The organism is Caulobacter sp. GW821-FHT09A05 (genome assembly GCF_059418465.1).
This window is the reverse complement of record NZ_JBWKPX010000003.1, coordinates 245,607-262,597: the sequence shown is the minus strand read 5'-3', so window position 1 is coordinate 262,597 and position 16,991 is coordinate 245,607. Positions and strand designations below refer to the sequence as shown.

Annotated in this window: 12 protein-coding genes; 7 read left to right on the top strand and 5 right to left on the bottom strand. The window is 68.9% G+C overall.

Features of this window, described 5'->3' with window-relative positions:
* Positions 1–80: 80 nt before the first annotated feature.
* Positions 81–2,897: a TonB-dependent receptor gene (locus AC07NX_RS04380; protein WP_494639481.1), complete on the bottom strand. Its 2,817-nt coding sequence runs from the start codon at positions 2,895–2,897 to the stop codon at positions 81–83.
* Between the two features lie 386 nt (positions 2,898–3,283).
* Here AC07NX_RS04380 and AC07NX_RS04375 point away from each other — a divergent pair, with 386 nt between their 5' ends.
* Both AC07NX_RS04375 and AC07NX_RS04370 read left to right on the top strand, forming a co-directional pair.
* The gene (locus tag AC07NX_RS04375) at positions 3,284–4,618 is read left to right on the top strand and encodes an MFS transporter (RefSeq protein WP_494639479.1); all 1,335 of its coding nucleotides are present in this window, start codon (positions 3,284–3,286) and stop codon (positions 4,616–4,618) included.
* A gap of 16 nt (positions 4,619–4,634) precedes the next feature.
* Complete coding sequence (locus AC07NX_RS04370) at positions 4,635–6,500, top strand: DUF8034 domain-containing protein (RefSeq protein WP_494639477.1); 1,866 nt, start codon at positions 4,635–4,637, stop codon at positions 6,498–6,500.
* Positions 6,501–7,186: 686 nt separating this feature from the next.
* Here AC07NX_RS04370 and AC07NX_RS04365 read toward each other — a convergent pair.
* The 4 genes from AC07NX_RS04365 to AC07NX_RS04350 form a co-directional block, all read right to left on the bottom strand.
* Positions 7,187–8,755, bottom strand: a complete 1,569-nt coding sequence (locus AC07NX_RS04365; RefSeq protein WP_494639475.1) for a carboxylesterase/lipase family protein — start codon at positions 8,753–8,755, stop codon at positions 7,187–7,189.
* Between the two features lie 52 nt (positions 8,756–8,807).
* Positions 8,808–9,857: a LysR substrate-binding domain-containing protein gene (locus tag AC07NX_RS04360; RefSeq protein ID WP_494639473.1), complete on the bottom strand. Its 1,050-nt coding sequence runs from the start codon at positions 9,855–9,857 to the stop codon at positions 8,808–8,810.
* A complete protein-coding gene (kdgD, locus tag AC07NX_RS04355; RefSeq protein WP_494639471.1) occupies positions 9,858–10,781 on the bottom strand; it encodes a 5-dehydro-4-deoxyglucarate dehydratase in 924 nt (307 codons plus the stop codon). It abuts the gene before it with no gap.
* Between the two features lie 159 nt (positions 10,782–10,940).
* Positions 10,941–11,591: a Crp/Fnr family transcriptional regulator gene (locus AC07NX_RS04350; protein ID WP_494639469.1), complete on the bottom strand. Its 651-nt coding sequence runs from the start codon at positions 11,589–11,591 to the stop codon at positions 10,941–10,943.
* Positions 11,592–11,727: 136 nt separating this feature from the next.
* Between AC07NX_RS04350 and AC07NX_RS04345 the strand changes: the two genes are divergently transcribed.
* From AC07NX_RS04345 to AC07NX_RS04325, 5 genes are all read left to right on the top strand, one after another.
* Entirely contained in the window at positions 11,728–13,791 is a 2,064-nt protein-coding gene (locus AC07NX_RS04345) for a TIR domain-containing protein (RefSeq protein WP_494639467.1), read from the top strand.
* Complete coding sequence (locus tag AC07NX_RS04340) at positions 13,788–14,186, top strand: hypothetical protein (RefSeq protein WP_494639465.1); 399 nt, start codon at positions 13,788–13,790, stop codon at positions 14,184–14,186. Before AC07NX_RS04345 ends, AC07NX_RS04340 begins: the two co-directional genes overlap by 4 nt.
* 131 nt (positions 14,187–14,317) lie before the next feature.
* Positions 14,318–15,958 (top strand): adenylate/guanylate cyclase domain-containing protein, encoded by a 1,641-nt coding sequence (locus tag AC07NX_RS04335; RefSeq protein ID WP_494639463.1) that lies wholly within the window; start codon positions 14,318–14,320, stop codon positions 15,956–15,958.
* 310 nt (positions 15,959–16,268) lie between these two features.
* Positions 16,269–16,490 carry a hypothetical protein gene (locus tag AC07NX_RS04330; protein WP_494639461.1) on the top strand — a complete coding sequence of 74 codons (222 nt, stop codon included), beginning with the start codon at positions 16,269–16,271 and terminating at the stop codon, positions 16,488–16,490.
* Complete coding sequence (locus AC07NX_RS04325; protein WP_494639459.1) at positions 16,477–16,845, top strand: hypothetical protein; 369 nt, start codon at positions 16,477–16,479, stop codon at positions 16,843–16,845. The genes AC07NX_RS04330 and AC07NX_RS04325 overlap by 14 nt, the downstream gene beginning before the upstream one ends.
* Positions 16,846–16,991: the final 146 nt, after the last annotated feature.

Below are 16,991 nucleotides of genomic sequence, written 5' to 3'. Positions count from 1 at the left end.
GCCAGTTCCAAACGAAAAACGGCGTCGGCCGAAGGAAGCCGACGCCGTGACCAGGACGCTTTCGGGAGGAAGGACGCGCCCTAGAAGTTGTAGCGAAGCCCGACGAAGAAGGTCCGGCCGCTGTGGGTGTAGACGTTCAGCCGGTCGCTATCGCCGACGTACTGGTCGTTGAACTCGTCGGTCAGGTTCACGCCCTCGATGCTCAGCTTGAGGTTCGGACGGATGTTGAAACTGGCCTGGGCGTCGACGTTCAGGGTCGAGTTGGTGCCGTGCACGGCGTTGAAGTCGTTGCCCGGCACCTGGGTCAGGTAGCCGGCGCGATAGGCGACCGAGCCGCGGACGCTCCAGCGGTCGGTCTCGTAGTACAGCGTGGCGTTGGCGGCGTTCCTGGACAGGCCGACCAGGGCGGCGTTGACCGTCGGCGCGCCGGCCGTGGTCGAGGTCAGGTACTCCACGTTCGAACTGACGTGGGTGTAGTTGAGGATGTAGCCGAAGTGCCGCCAGGCGCCGGGCAGGAAGGTCAGCGGCTGCTGCCAGTTCAGCTCGAAGCCCTTCAGGCTGCCGCCGTTGGAATTGACCGGCTGGGTGACGTCGAAGATGTCGGTGGGCGAGGCGCTGGTGCCGGCGATCAGCGAATCCGGCAGGCCCAGGGTGTTGTAGGGCACCTGGGTGCGCAGGGTGGCCACGAAGGTGTCGATCTTCTTGTAGAAGAAGCCGCCCGCCAGGATCGCCCCCTGGGTCGGATACCATTCCAGCGACAGGTCCAGGTTCTTGGACTGGGTCGGATCCAGGTCCGGATTGCCCGACGAGAACGTCCGGTTGGCGCCCTGGACGCTGACATCGCCGCCGGGCGACAGCGAGCCGATGCCCGGACGGGCGATGGTCTTGGCGGCGCTGATGCGGGCCACCACGGTGTCGGTCAGATCGGCGGCCAGGTTGAACGACGGCAGGGTCAGGTTGTAGTCGCGCCGGACATTGACCAACCGCACCGCGCCATTGACCACGGCGTAGCCGCCGGACTCCTGCTGGGTGTTGACCTGGCGCAGGCCGGCGTCGCCGCGGAAGGGCAGGCCGAAGGCGTCGAACTTGAACTCGGCCTCGGCGTAGACGCCGGCGTCCTTCTCCTCGACCGTGCCGTACTGGCCGCGGGCCGAGCTGTTGTTGGTGTTGGTCAGGGCGTAGATGCCGCTGTTGCTGTAGATTCCGTAGGCCTGGGCGTAGGCGTCGATGTCGGGCACCAGCCAGGCCGTGGCGTTGCCGGCCGGCAGGCCGAGGTGGCGGCCGAAGCCCGAATAGACCTTGGACACGGCGGCCAGCTGGGCCGGGGTCAGGGTCTGGGAGACGGTCTCGCTGGTCCGGTACTGGCCGTAGCTGTCATATTCGAACTTGCGGAAGTCGATCCCGGCCTTGAGGGTCAGGTGCTCGTTGAACTCGTACTCGCCGAAGAGCTTGCCGGTGGTGAACTGGTTCTCGACGAACTGCGGCCGCAGGCGCACCTCGGACGTGCCGTTGATGGCGCTCCAGTTGGCCGGATCGGTCGGATCGAAGCCCAGCCCGATGGTCGGCAGGCGGTCGCCGCGGAAGTCGTAGGAATAGCCCTGGCTGTTGGCCCGGTCGAAGGTGATGATCGTCGACACCGGCTGGGTGAAGGTCGAGTCCGCGTAGCCGACCAGGGCGCCGACCTTGAACCGGTCGGTGAACCGATGATCGGCCGACAGGGTGAACTGCTTGAACTCGGTGTTCAGCTCGTCATAGGCCGACTGGGTGCGCAGGTCGACATTGTCCAGCTTGGCGTAGACCAGGTTGTTGTTGGCGTCGACCACGCCGTCGCGGATGATGGTCTGCGGCTTGCCGGAGCCCGAGCGCGACAGGCCGATCGCCTGCAGCTGGGCTTCCTTGCGGGTGCCGGCCAGATAGGAATAGAGCGCGTCGAGCGAGACGGTGGTGTTGTCGGTCGGCCTCCACTGCAGCGAACCGCTGGCTCCGAAGCGCTTGGATTCGATGTCATAGCTGACATAGGCCGGGATGCGCGGGTGGTAGATCGCGTTGCCGGCGGTCGCCGCGCTGGTGGGCGTGTAGTTGATCTGGGCCAGGGTATAGCCGGGCAGGGTGGAGGCGGCGTTGAAGCCGCCGTTGCTGCCGCCGTAGGTCCAGCGCGTGATGTTGGCGCCTTCCTCGAGCAGGCGGCGGTCTTCGTAGGCCACCGAGACCAGGGCGCCGATCGTGCCGTCGCGCCAGGTGCGGCTGGCCAGGGCCGACAGGCGGGGGCCGGCCTTGCGGGCCAGGTCGTTGTAGCTGGCCTGGGCCGACAGCACGAGCTGGGGCTTGCCGGAGTCGAAGGGGCGGGCGGTGTTCAGGTCGACCGTCGCGCCCAGCGAGCCTTCCTCGACATCGGCCGAGGCGGTCTTGCGCACGGCGATGCTGTTGAACAGGTCCGAGGCGAAGATGTTGAAGTCGAAGCCGCGGCCGCGGTTGGTGCCCCCGCTGTTGGCCGTGCCGCCGGTGGTGGTGATGGCCTCCATGCCGTTGATGCGCACGCGGGTGTATTCCGAGCCCAGGCCGCGCACCGAGATCTGCCGCCCCTCGCCGTTGATCCGCGAGATCGCCACGCCGGGGATGCGCTGCAGCGATTCGGCCAGGTTCAGGTCGGGGAACTGGGCGATGTCCTCGGCCTTGATGGCGTCGACCACGCCCGAGGCGTTGCGCTTGACGTTGATGGCGCTGGCCAGGCTGGCGCGGAAGCCGGTGACGACCACCTCCTCGACGGCGTTGTCGGGTTCGATCGCCTGGGCGTCCTGGGCGTGGGCCGCGCCGGCCGCGACGGCCAGGCTCACGGCCAGGCTTGAGGCGCCGCAGCGCAGGATGGTGCGAAGATTCGACCTGTCTTCAGACGTCATGTTCCCTCCCAAGCCCGCGACCGCGGGTCTTCTTCTTGTCGAGGCCGATCTGACGCCAGCCTCTCGTGGTGTCGAAAAGGATAGGGGCCGGTCCGCGGCGACGGCCAATCCCAATCGGGCATGAACCGATGCAGGATCTGCACCGATGCGGTGGCGACGGCCGCGTGATCCAGGCTTTCTGGCGGGAAACCCGGACGAAACAAGGCCTCGAGCTCCGAGGACACCCGGGGCGTCGCCTGTCATCGATGTTGGCGTTGGATCGGTCGATAGGCGATTTGACTTAGACCCCGCCACCTCGCCCCTTTAGCCTCCCGGTCATGGAGCCCGCGAACGGGCGCCGCGCGGCTCGAACAGCGCCGCGACGATAAGGACGGGAAGGGAACGCGATGAGCGCGCAGAACGCCGACGGCGCCGCCAGGAGGACCCGCGTCCGCTGGCTGATCATCCTGGTGCTCTTCGTCATCACCACGATCAACTACGCCGACCGCGCCACCTTCTCGATCGCCGGGCAATCGGCCTCCAAGGAGCTGGGCCTGGATCCGGTGGCCATGGGCTACATCCTGTCGGCCTTCGCCTGGGCCTATGTGCTGGGCCAGATCCCCGGCGGCGCCTTGCTCGACAGGTTCGGTTCCAAGAAGATCTACACCGCCGCCCTGGTCCTGTGGTCCAGCTTCACCCTGCTGCAGGGCTTCGCCGGCGTCTTCACCGGTCTGGCCGCGGCCGTCGCGCTGTTCGCCATGCGCTTCATGGTGGGCCTGGCCGAATCCCCGTCCTTCCCCGCCAACGCTCGCATCGTCGCCGCCTGGTTCCCGGGACCCGAGCGCGGCACGGCCTCGGCGATCTTCAACTCCGCCCAGTACTTCTCGCTGGTGGCGTTCGCGCCGCTGATGGGCTGGCTGGCTCACACGTTCGGCTGGCGCTCGGTGTTCATCGTCATGGGCGGCGTCGGCATCGTGGCCGCCGCGTTCTTCGTCAGGCTGATCCATAGCCCCGTGGACCACCCGGCCATCAACAAGGCCGAGTTCGACTACATCGAAGCCGGCGGCGGCCTGGTGCGGATGGAGGACCGGAACGCCGCCAACGGCGCGGCCTTCACCTGGGCCAACGTCAAGCAGGTGCTGGGCAGCCGCATGCTGCTGGGCGTCTATCTGGGCCAGTACTGCATCAACGTGCTGACCTACTTCTTCGTCACCTGGTTCCCGATCTACCTGGTCAAGGAGCGCGGCCTGTCGATCATGCAGGCCGGCTTCACCGCCGCCCTGCCGGCCCTGTGCGGCTTCGCCGGCGGCATCCTGGGCGGCATGATCTCGGACGCCCTGCTCAAGAAGACCGGCTCGCTGGACATCGCCCGCAAGACCCCGCTGCTGCTGGGCATGGTGCTGGCCACCTGCATCATCGCCTGCAACTATGTCGAACAGGAATGGCTGGTCATCGTGATCATGGCCCTGGCCTTCTTCGGCAAGGGCGTGGCTTCGCTAGGCTGGGCCGTGGTGGCCGACACCTCGCCCAAGGAGATGGCGGGCGTCACCGGCGGCATCTTCAACACCTTCGGCAACGTGGCGGGAATCGTGACCCCGATCGTCATCGGCTACATCGTCAAGGGTACGGGCTCGTTCGACGGCGCCCTGATCTTCGTCGGCGTCCACTGCCTGATCTGCATCGCCGCCTATTTCCTGGTCGTCGGCAAGATCCAGCGCCTCGTGCTGAAGCCGGCGACCTGAACGGGAAAGGCCCTTGATGACCAGCCGCCGCCGCTTCCTCCGCGCCGCCTCGTCCCTGTTGCTGGCGACCGTCGCCTCGCCGGCCCTGGCCGCGCTCCCGGTCGCGCTGAAGATCGACACGCCGATGGCCCCGCCCGAATGGGCGCTGCTGGAGCGCGCGCTGCTGAAGGCCAACGCCGAGGCCTGCCAGACCTTCTTCGCCCGCTATTTCGACGATCGCGGCTTCCTGCTGGCCGTGGAGCGCTGGGGCGCCAACGACGGTCCCGACGACGCCATCGAGAACGTCAACGACTGGCCGCACCTGCACGCCCTGGGCGGCGACGACCGCCTGCTGGCCCTGGCCAAGACCGCCTACGAGGGCAATGTCCGCCAGTACACCTTGGCTCGGACCAAGGACGTGCCGTTCGCCCGCGACGGCATGTACTACAAGGAATTCCCGGTCATGACCGACTGGCAGCACCTGTCCGAGGGGCTGTCGGTGTTCAACCTGCTGGGCCTGTCGGATCCCTACGACGCTCGCTACCGCGACCGGGTCAGGCGGTTCTCCGGCTTCTACATGAACGAGGATCCGGGCGCGCCGAACTACGATCCCAAGCACAGGATCATCCGCAGCATGATCACCGGCAGCCGCGGCCCGATGCTGCGCAAGGCCACGCCCCTGGACTGGGCCGGCGACCCGTTCGAGGTCGGCGACTTCTTCATGGAGCACGGCGAGCGGACCTACGAGGAGACCCTGCGCCACTACGACGACTATACCGACGTGATCGGCGACGGCCCGCTGAACCTGCAGGTCACCAGCCTGGTGCTGAACGCCTACATGCTGGACCACGAGACCAAGTACCGCGACTGGCTGCTTTCCTATGTCGACGCCTGGGTCGAGCGGGCCCGGGCCAATGGCGGGGTGCTGCCCAGCAATATCGGCCTGGACGGCAGGATCGGCGGCGCGACCGGCGGCAAGTGGTGGGGCGGGGTCTATGGCTGGGGCTTCAGCCCGATCGTGCCCCAGACCGGCAAGCGCGAGGATCGCAACCGGGTGCCGCGGGCCATCGTCGGCTTCATGAACGCCTACCTGCTGACCGGCGACGACAAGTATCTCGACGTCTGGCGCAAGCAGGCCGACGTCATCAACGCCCAGAAGAAGACCGTCGACGGCAAGGTCCAGACCCCGCGCATGTATGGCGACAAGGGCTGGTACGGCTACGCGCCGGGCGACTATCGCGTGAACGGCCTGGAGATTTGGTACCTGTCGATGAAGGCCTCGGACCGGGCGCGGGGGGCCGAGCATCCTTGGCTGACCTTCCTGGACGGCAAGGATCCGGCTTTCCCGGTGAGGATCCTGCGCCAGGACCTGGAGCGGGTGCGGGCCCGGGCCCAGGCCCAGCGCGACGACCGCTCCACGCCCGACACCCGCCTGGCCGACGCGGCGCTCGACATCAATCCCGCCAGCGTCAACGCCCTGATCCACCTGATGCAGGGCGGGATCCACATCGCCCGGCCGCCGTGGTCGCCGACCTCGCCGGCCCAGGGCGGGGCGTTGCTCTATGCCCGTCTGCGCTATTTCGACCCCGAGCGCCGCCGGGCCGGCGTCCCCGAGGACGTCGCGGCCCTGGTCGAGGCCTTGAGCGACGACGGCGCGACGGTGACCCTGGTCAACACCAACCCGGTCCAGGCCCGGACGGTGACCGTGCAGGGCGGAGGCTATGGCGAGCACCAGGTGCTGAGCGTGGCGGTCGATGGCGCCGCCCCGGTCGTGGTCGACGCCTCGGCCTTCACGGTGCGGCTGGCGGCCGGGGCGGGGGCGCGGCTGGTGCTGAAGATGAAGCGCCACGCGAATCCGCCGACGCTGAGTTTCCCGTGGGACCGCGTTCAGAATCTCCCTTGATCCGCTCATCCCGGCATTCGCCGGGATGAGCGGAGATTTGAAGATCTATGCTCGGCGTTCAGCGTACAAAGCCTCGGGATTTCAACGCTCTAATTTTTCTCGACCCGATTTGGTCCTCCCCCCTTCGAACCGCCCTGATAATGACCTCACCTGAAGGCACGGGGAGGGCGCACGTACGGCGACCGATGCGGCTTTTAGGGGTGGACGAGCGGGAAGGCCTTGTCCGTCGCGCTTCCTCGGAAGCATCCCGGGTTGGTCCGCGGCAGGTTCGCCTCGGTCGCGACGAAGCTTCGGCGCCCGGGACAGGCGGATAGGTCAGCAGGCCCGGGCTGAAATCGCCCGGGCGGTCCAGGGTGAGCCAACACCCTGCCCGTCGGGGGCCTCCATCGGAGCGGGTTAAGAATCCGCGACCCGAAGGCTTCCGGATAACGGCTCCACGCGAAGCGCTCGGACTTCGTCGAAACGGTACTCAAAACTGCAAATCATCCGGGCGAGGCCCGGGCGCTTCGCACCCTTCCCATCCCATCGCAGCTTCGGCGCGTGAGCGTGAAACTGTGCCCGCAAAAGACCCCCTCAGTCGGCTTCGCCGACAGCTCCCCCAGAGGGGGAGCAGCTGTACAGCGTGGCTCCTCCCCCACTGGGGGAGGTGGCCCGAAGGGCCGGAGGGGGCCGGCGGCGTCGGCGGCCTAAGTCCCTTCCTTCAGGAACGGCGCCGCCGAGAACAGCTCGCGCTCCTCCTTGCGCGGATCGTCGACCATCCTGGAGGTCACGTCGAACATCATGGTCGCCCGCTTCGGCAGCTCGTACTTTCCCCAGGCCGGGATCGCCGCGCAGTTGGGATCGCCGGTCCGGGCGAAGGCGAGGAAGGCCTCGCTCATCTGGTGGGCCACCTTGCGGGCCGCCGGCCCCGTGCCGGTCTTCGAGCCCGGCTTGTCGAGATTGTCGAACACCAGGGCGATGTCGAAGCCGTGGAAGGCCCGCAGCCTGCCGCCGTCGATCGGCGAGCCGAAGTCCAGCTGGTACATCCAGGCCGGCGCGCCGATCCTGGCCCGCTGCTCGGCCTGGATCAGGTGACCCGGCCACGAGCGCCCGGCCGTGGTGGCCGCGAAGAACACCTCGGACGGCGTATAGTGCGGATAGAGCTCCCGATAGCGGGCGATCACCCGGCGCGGCGCGACGTCCAGCACCAGTTCCGGGGCCAGGCGCTGCGGCAGTTCCTCCCAGGTCAGGCTGAAGTTCTTGGGGTCGCCGCCGAGGAAGGCGCGGGTCTCGTCGTGGGTGTTGCCGATGATCATCGGGATATGGGCGCTCTCGCGCGGCGCGTCCGGATAGAACGGGTGGCGCGGCAGCACGCCGCCGTCCATCACCGACCAGAAGATGATCGAGCCCTTGCGTTCCAGAGGATCGGGCATCTTCAGGGCCTCGACCAGCCGCTGGGCGGGCAGGGTGCGCAGAGCGTCGACCTGGTCGGGGCTCAGGCCCAGCTTTTCCATGAAGGCCTTGGCGCGGATCGTCGCGTGGATCGGCCCCATGGCGGTGACGTGCTGGCCGCTCATCGTCGCGGCCTTGTGGAACAGCCCCCTGGCGACCGGCATGGCCATCATCGTGACCACCTTGGCCCCGCCGCCTGACTGGCCGAAGGCGGTGACGTTGCCCGGATCGCCGCCGAACGCGGCGATGTTGTCGCGCACCCATTCCAGGGCCATCACCAGGTCGAGATTGCCGACATTGCCGCTGTCGGCCAGATCCGGCCCGCCCAGATCGGCCAGGTAGCCATAGCCGAAGACGTTGAGCCGGTGGTTGACCGTCACCACCACCACGTCGCCGCGCCGGGCCAGTCTTGCTCCATCATACAGCGGGTCCGAGCCCGAGCCGTTGGCGTGGGCGCCGCCGTGGACATAGACCATCACCGGCCGCTTCTTGCCGTCCAGGCCCGGGGTCCAGACGTTGAGGAACAGGCAGTCCTCGCTGGTGTTCTCCTGGATCTTGGTCTGGGGACTGGCGGGTCCGTAGGCCAGGGCGTCCGCCACGCCGGTCCAGGGCTCGGGCGGCAGGGCGGGCATGAACCGGCGCGGGGCGGTGTCGGCGCCGTAGCGCACGCCCTTGAACACCTTGACGCCCTCGACCTCGGCGCCGCGCACCTGGCCGTAGCGGGTGGTGGCGACCGGCGCCTTGGCGGCGGCCCTGGCGTCCGCGACGGCGACCAGGCTCGCGGCGGCGGCGCCCGCCAGGACGGCGCGGCGATGAGGGCTCATGAAGGTCTCTCCCCAGGCATTGTTTTTTGGCCCGCTCCGAGGAGAGGGCGGGTCAGTCGATCAGGACCTCGGCGGGCGAGGCCTCGGCCATGCACAGGTCGATGAACGACCGCAGGATCGGGCTGTCATTGTCCTTGCGCCAGGCCATGTAGAGCTCGACCGGGCGATCCGGCGTCGTCTCCACCGGCCGAAACTGCACATCGTCGAAATGCAGGCTCATGGCGGCCTCGGGCACCAGGGCCGCGCCGAGACCGGCATGGACCAGGGCCAGCATCGAGTGGATCTGGGTGACGTGCTGGACGTAGTGCGGGGTCACGCCATTGGCGTCGAACAGCGTGGTCAGCATGTTGTGGAAATAGCCCGCGCCCTCGGCCGAATACATGATCAGCGGCGCGGCGTCGAAGTCGGTCAGGGCCAGCGAGGCCTTGGCCAGGCGCGGATCGCCGGTCGGCAGGGCCGCCACCAGGGGTTCGGTCAGCACGCGGGCGGTGGCGAACTCGGCGCGCTCCATCGGCGGCCGCACCAGGCCGATGTCGATGCGGCCGGTCAGCAGGGCCTCGACCTGTTCGCGGGTGACCATCTCGCGCAGGGTCAGGTCGGCGTTGGGCAACCGGGCCCGCGACAGGATCACCAGGCTGGGCAGGAAGTTGTAGCCGGACGCGGCGGTGAAGCCGATGGCGATCTGGCCGGCGTCGCCCACCGCGATGCGGCGCGTGGCCAGGGCCGCGCTCTCGGCCAGGCGCAGGATCCGTCGGGCTTCCAGCAGGAAGGCCCGGCCCGCCGGGGTCAGCCGCACCGAGCGGCTGGTGCGGTCCAGCAGGGTGACGCCGAGGATGCGCTCCAGCAGCTGAACCTGCCGGCTGAGCGGCGGCTGGGTCATGTTCAGCCGCTGGGCGGCGCGGCCGAAATGCAGTTCCTCGGCCGTGGCCACGAAACAGCGCAACTGACTCAGTTCGAACATCGGATAGCGCCCGCTGGTGATCCCGTGGACCGGCGAGGTTAGGCGCTTGGGCAATGAAGCGGTAGCCGTCGCCAGGGCCGTGGGCCTGGTCTTGGCCGAGGGGCCGCCGCGAACCAGCCGGGCGCCGACGGCCGCCACCACCTAGGCCTGGCCCTGGGCGCGCCGGATCAGGACCTCCAGCTCGGCCAGTTCGGCCGGGCTCAGGTCGGTCAGGGGTGTGCGGACCGGGCCGGCGTCGCGGCCGATCACCTTCATGCCCGCCTTGACGATCGACACCGCATAGCCGCGGCCACGATTGCGCAGGGCGATGTAGGGCAGCACGAAATCGCGCAGGCCGGCCATCACCGCCGCCCGGTCCTGGGCCCGCACCGACTTGTAGAAGGCCAGCGCCCATTCCGGCATGAAGTTGAAGATCGCCGAAGAATAGGTCGTCACGCCCATTTCAAGATAGGGCAGGGCGAAGGTCTCGGCCGTCGGCAGGCCGCCGACATAGGTCAGGCGATCGCCCATCCGGGCATAGACGCGCATCATCAGCTCGATGTCGCCCACGCCGTCCTTGAAGCCGACCAGGTTGGGGTTGCGATCGCACAGCCTTTCGAGCGTGTCCTCGGTCAGGACGGCGTTGTCGCGGTTGTAGACGATCACGCCCAGCGGCGTGGCCCTGCAGACGGACTCGACGTGCGCCGCCAGGCCTTCCTGGGTGGAGTTCATCAGATAGGGCGGCAGCAGCAGCAGGCCGTCCGCGCCGGCGGCATGGGCCGCCTTGGCCAGGTCGACCGCGATGGCCGTGCCATAGCCGCAGCCGGCGACGACCGGGATCTTGCCGGCCGTTTCCTCGACCGCGGCCTTGACCACCTTAGCCACCTCGGGCGGGGTCAGGGAGAAGAACTCGCCGGTGCCGCCCGCCGCGAACAGGCCGGCCAGCTCATGCTGGAGCATCCAGGCGCAGTGTTCGCGATAGGGCGTTTCGACGAACTGGTGCTGGGCGTCGAAATGGGTGACGGGGAACGACAGCAGTCCTCCGCCGATCTGCTTGGCCATCTCGGACGGCGTCATTCTGCTCATGGATCCTCGCTCGTCGTCGGTCCTTCTCGCCGGGAGGGCGTCGCGTCGTCCTGGCCGCGTGACCGTGGGTTCGAGCAAAAGCTATGGGCAGCGGCCGCCAGGGTCTAAGCCAAAGGCGCTATCGACCGATGCGGGTTTTGGCTTGATGGCGTCCGGCGCCTAGACCTCTCCTCCGATGCGCTCGATTTCGTCGGCCAGGGCCGGAAGGTCGAGGATTCGCAGGGTGCGGCCGGTCTGGGAGACGATGCCGAGGCCAGCCAGACGGTTCAGCTCCCGCGTCACCGGCTCGCGTTGGCTGCCCACCAGCACCGCCAGCTCGGCATGGGTGGGACAGCGATGGATGACGGCTTCGCGGCCATCGCCTTCCGCCGACGCCGCCATGCGCAACAGCTCGATGTCGACCCGGCAGGCCACCGAGACGGCGTTCAGCTCGAACAGGCGATCAGTCAGGGCGCGCGTCAGGTTGGCCAGGTCCTCCAAGATCGCCCGCATGAAGCGCGGCGAGCGCTCGAAGAGGCTCTCGACGAGGGGCTGGGGCAGCCGGGCGACGCGCACGTCCTCCAGCGCCACGATGTTCACCGAGCGGGGCAATCCGTCGATGGCCGAAATCTCTCCGAAATAGCCGCCCGCCGAAATGCGCCGATAGCCGACTTCGCGGCCCGACCGCGCGTACTGGTTGGCCAGCAGCGCGCCCTTCAACAGCAGATGGATGCCGCCGCTTTCATCCAACCGCTGGACGATCAGCTCGCCCTTGCCATAGTGAAGGTGCTCGATCTGAGGAGCCAGGGCCTCGATCTCGTCGCGCGCCATGTGCCGAAACAGCCGGTTGGCGCGATAGCCGCCTTCGGGTGAAGACGCGATCGGCGCATGGCTCGAGGCGGTCGGGGACGAAGGGGGGATCACGGCCATCGAGAACGCTCCTGCACAGTCGATCCGGGGACGACGAATGGACAGCCGACCGCGCTACCGGGCCTTTATCAGCTATAGCCACCAGGACCGCAAAGCCGCTGAATGGCTGCATCGCGCGCTGGAGGCCTACCGCGCGCCCCGTCGCCTGACCACGACCGGCGGCGGGGTGTCGATGCGGCGGCTGACGCCGATCTTCCGGGACCGCGACGAGCTGAGCGCCTCGGCGGACCTGGGCGGGGTGATCCGTGACGCGCTGGACCGTTCCGACGCGCTGATCGTGCTTTGCTCCCCGGCCTCGGCCGGATCGCGCTGGGTGGACCAGGAAGCCGCCTATTTCCTGAAGGATCATGACCTCGGCCAGCTCGTCTGCGTCATCGCGCCCATGACGCCGAAGGCGGCTTCCCTGGGCGAGGTGCTGCCGCCGGCCCTGCGAGCGGCCCTGCCGGTCGGCGTGGAGCCCCTGGCCGTGGACCTGCGGCGCGGCGCCGACGGACCACGCCTGGCGCGGCTGAAGATCGCCGCCCGCCTGCTGGATGTCAGCCTCGACCGGCTGATCCAGCGCGACGCCCGTCGCGGCATGCGGGTGATGGCCGCCTTTACCGCCGCGGCCCTGGTCGTGGCCCTCGCCATGGGGGCGATGACCGTCGCGACGCTGAAGTCCCGCCAGATCGCCCGCGACCAGCGCGACGAGACCGAGGCCCTGGTGGCCTACATGCTGGGCGACCTGCGCGAGCAGCTGGAGCCGGTAGGGCGGCTGGACGTCCTGGACGGCGTGGGCGCCAAGGTGCTGGCCTATTACGGCAAGGCGCGGACGGACCAGCTCGAGGACAGGGCGCTGGCCCAGCGCGCCAAGGCCCAGACGCTGCTGGGCACGATCCGGGAACAGCGCGGCGACCTGGCCGGCGCGCGCGACGCCTTCGGCCAGGCCGCGTCCACCACGCACGAACTGGCCGCCCGCGCCCCCGGCGACGGCGAGCGGATCTTCGACGAGGCGCAGAACGTCTACTGGCTAGCCTATATGGAGTGGCGCCAGGGGGACATCGCCGGCGCCGAGCGGGGTTTCAAACGCTATGGCGAACTGGCCCAGACGCTCGTCAGGCTCGATCCCGACCGCGCCGACTGGCGGCTGGAGGTCGCCTACGCCAAGAGCAACCTGGGCACCCTTCTGCTGGAGCAAGGGCGGGCGGAAGAGGCCCTGGGCGCCTTCCGCGCCGCCCTGGCCGGCTTCGAGGCCGAGCGGGCCCGGGCGCCGAACGACCAGGACCGGCTGGTCGACGCCGTGGACGCCCATGCCTGGGTGGCCGACTCCCTGGCCAAGCTGGGGCGCCCTCGCGAGGCCTACGCCGAACGCGAGGGCGCGGCGAACCTGCTGGCCCAGGCCTCGGCGAAAACGGCGTCCGACAAGCCCCTGGCCGCCCGTAGTCTGGCCGCCCAATTGGCCCTGGCGCGACTGGAGCTGGACCTGGGCCGGACGGCGCACGGCGCGGCGCGCTCGGGCCAGGCGCTGAGCGGGTTACGCGAACTGGTGGCCCTGGATCCGTCCAACGCCCGCTGGCGCGAATACCTGCTGATCGGTCAGCTGGACGCGGTCGATTTCGCCGCCTGGTCCGGTAGGCTGGCGCAGGCGCGCTCGGCCCACGCCCAGGCTGTCTCCACCCTGGCCAGTCTCCGCACCGGCGACGACGCCAGGACCTGGCGGATCGACCTCGACGGACGGCTGGACATCCAGGCGGTCACCCTGGCGCGGCTCGACGGGGATCCGGCCCGCGCCCGGAGCCTGGCGCTGGCCCTGCTGGACCGGCTGGACCGGACGTCGGGACCGCGCGAAACGGCGGGCGAGCGCGCGGCCCTCTATGGCGCGGCCCATCTGGAGGCGGGGCAGCCGGCGGCGGCGATTTCAGCCCTGTCGCCGCGACGCCGATCCCTATCCTCGACCAACCTCGACATCCTAGCGCGCGCCTACCAGGCCCAGGGACAATCCGATGAGGCTCTGACGATTGTGAAGGGCCTGCGAAAACAGGGCTATGCCCATCCCGGTTTCCTTGCATTCTGGAGAGAGTCGCCTCTAGCTGGCGCCACGGTTCAAGGGGGTTTCACATGACAGACACGCTACCGATCATCGAATTGGTCGTCGGCATCGCCGAAAACGTCAACTTCATGAACGTTCTCGATCCTCAGAATCCGGTGCCGCTGTCGCTGAAGCTCGATGCGCCGAGCCGATTGGTCTTCCGGCTGAGCGACGATCTCATCGGTGTCGGCTGGACGTTCCAGAAGCGTCCGATCCGCTTCACGGACGACTTCGGCATCAACTTCTCCAGCTACACCTGGATCGAGATGCTGTACGACGTACCGCAAAAGCCCTTCACATGCTTCATGATCGTCTATGAAGACAATCGGCTCGGCGAATATATCTACAGCCTGTTCATGACGGACTCGCACAAGCAAAACATCACTCTGGATCCGAAGATCGAGAACGGTGGGGGTCGCGTGCCCTGACGGGCCCCGCGGTCTTCGACAAGGACGAGGTCGCCGCGCTGATCCGGCGCGGCGAGGTCCTCGCCGCCTACGACCTTGCCCGCGCCGCTCTGGAAACTGGCGCGGCCTCGCGAGACGCCGCCTACGCCGCCGTGCTTTGCCTGGCCCGCGCCGGCGCCGTCGATTTCGCGCGGGCCGAATATGTTCGCCTGGGGCTGGATCGGATCGAAGACGATCCAGACGCCATCGCCCTGGGGGCGCGGCTCCTGAAGGATGTCGCCCTGGCCGCGCGCGGCGGCCGCCGTACAGCTTTCGCCAAAGCCTCCACGCGCCGCTATCAAACGCTTTTTCGGCGGTTCGGTGGTCTCTACGGGGCGGTCAACGCCGCGACCATGACGCTTGTGGCCGGCGACCGGGCGGGCGGCCAGGCCCTGGCGGCGGCCGCCTTGAGGATTCCTTCGTCGCCGGGACTGACGGGGGAGGCGGCCTATTACGAGACCGCCAGCCGGGCCGAGGCGAGTTTCCTGGTCGGCGACCTGGAGGCCGCGCGGGAGGCGATGGCCCAGGCTCAGACCCTTGCGCCCCGGGCGTTCGCCGCCCATGCCACGACCCTGCGGCAGTTGGAGATGCTGTGCCGCGAGACCGGCGAGGACCCTGCCTGGCTCTCGACCTTCCGGCCGCCAGCCTGCGCCCACTTCACCGGCCACATCCTGGACGCCACGCGGGAAGGCGCCTTGAACGGCGGATTGGACGGCGACCTGCGCGGCGAGGCGGACCGCGTGGTGCGGGAGCAGGGGATCGGCTTCGCCTACGGCGGCCTGGCCGCCGGCGCCGACATCGTCTTCGCCGAGGCCTTGCTGGACGCCAGCGCGGAACTGCACCTGGTCCTGCCCGTGAGCCTGGACTCCTTCGTCGCCGTGTCGGTCGCGCCCTTCGGGGCCGATTGGATCGAGCGCTTCCAGCGCTGCTTCGCCCGGGCCGCGTCCGTGCGGTACGCCTCGCACGACCCCTATGTCGGCGACGAGCAGGTCTTCGCCTATGCCAGCCAGATCGCCATGGGCTGCGCGGTGCTGCGCGCCCAGACCTTGGCGACCGAGGCGATCCAGGTGGCGGTCTGGGATGGGCACGCGGCCGCCGGCCCGGCCGGCGTGGCCGCAGACCGGGCCTATTGGGCGAGGGGAGGGCGTCGACAGGAAGTCATTCCGGTGCGCCGGCCGCCGCCGGCCGCCGTATCCGGGTCGCGCGCGAGCCATCCCACCTCCCGAGCGGTGAAGGCCATGCTGTTCGCCGACGTGAAGGGTTTCGGGTCCTTGCGCGACGACCAGATTCCAGCCTTCTTCGAGATGGTGATGGGCCGAATGGCCGGGGTCATCGAGGGGCTCGACGCCCGTCCACGACACGTCGAGACCTGGGGCGACGGTCTGTTCCTGGTCTTCGACCAGCCGATCGACGCCGCCGTCGCGGCCCTGGCCCTGCAGGAGGCCCACCGCGCCCTGGATCTTCGCGCCCTGGGCTTGCCGCGCGGCCTGGGCCTGCGGATCGGCGGCCACTACGGCCCGGTGCACCTGGGGGTCAACCCGCTGACCAAGGCCCCGGCCGTGATCGGCGCCCACGTGGTGGTCGCCGCGCGCATCGAGCCCGAGGTCGCCCCGGGCTCGGCTTGCGTCAGCGAGGCCTTGGCCGGCGCACTGGCGACCCTCCACGGCGACCGCGTGCGCTGCGGCTATGTCGGGCGCACCCAGGGCCGCAAGGGCTTCCCGGCGACCCCGATCTTCACCCTGGCGCGGGCCTGACCGCCCCTCCGGGGGGGCAGAAACCTTTATTTCTGGGGATGTGCAGATCCGCACAGTCCGCACGCCGGCCCCTCCGACATGGTTCGACTCGTAGGTCGCGATGACCTTGGCCCAAGCGGCCGCGGAACGTCTCCGTCGATCGCCATCGCCGGGACGCCGCCGCGACCCGCACTGCCTTGGCCTGTCACCGCGGGCTGTCTAAGCGGCCTTTCGGGCCCGGCTTCCCCATCGGCCGGGTCCGACTTGCCGACCGACTTTGAAGTCGCGCCGACGTCCCAGCGCGGCCCCACGTTGCATCAGGAACCTCGCCATGTCTCTCGACGCAGCCGTCCTCAAAGAACCCGCCGACGACACGTTCCACGGCGCGCTCGCCTCCGATCCAGCGGCGAGCATTCTCAAGCATGCCGTGAAGATCTGGGCCCGCGACCATGGCGTCGCCGAGAACGACCTCTGCCGCCTCACCGAGATGGTCATGCACTTCGCGAAGTCGGCGATCCGCGACTGCGAGCGGAAGATCCATGTCGTCGCCTAGCCTGTCGTTGCTCAAGATCCCGGGCGCGATCCTGGCCCAGGCCAAAAGCCTGATCGTCGGCGGCGAGACGACCGCCACGCCGGCGATGGCGGAAGACCCGCCGTTCGCGCCGAGCTCCGGAGCGGGCGCAAAATGGGAGCCGACGCCCCAGGACAAGAGCTTCTGGGCCAGCATGGCCGCGGCCGACCGGCGACTGACCGAGCTACGGCGCGCGATCGATCAGGCCGCGGCGGAAGCGATCGTCCGCGAGGCCGACGCCAAGGCCCCGTCGGGCCCGGAATCGCAACTCGCCGAAAGTCGATGCGAGACGGCCAAGCGGATGATCGCCGACGCGCTGGACGCCGAGAAATCGTGATCCTCGCCGTTGGCGGGATGTTCAGGCCGTAGCGGTTCGACACCTGTCAACCGCCACGCCTCGCCCTTGGGGGAGGGCGATCGGATGAGCGCCGGCTCTTCGCCGTTTCGGTCGGCGAACGGCTGGCGCTCATCCGACTAGAATTT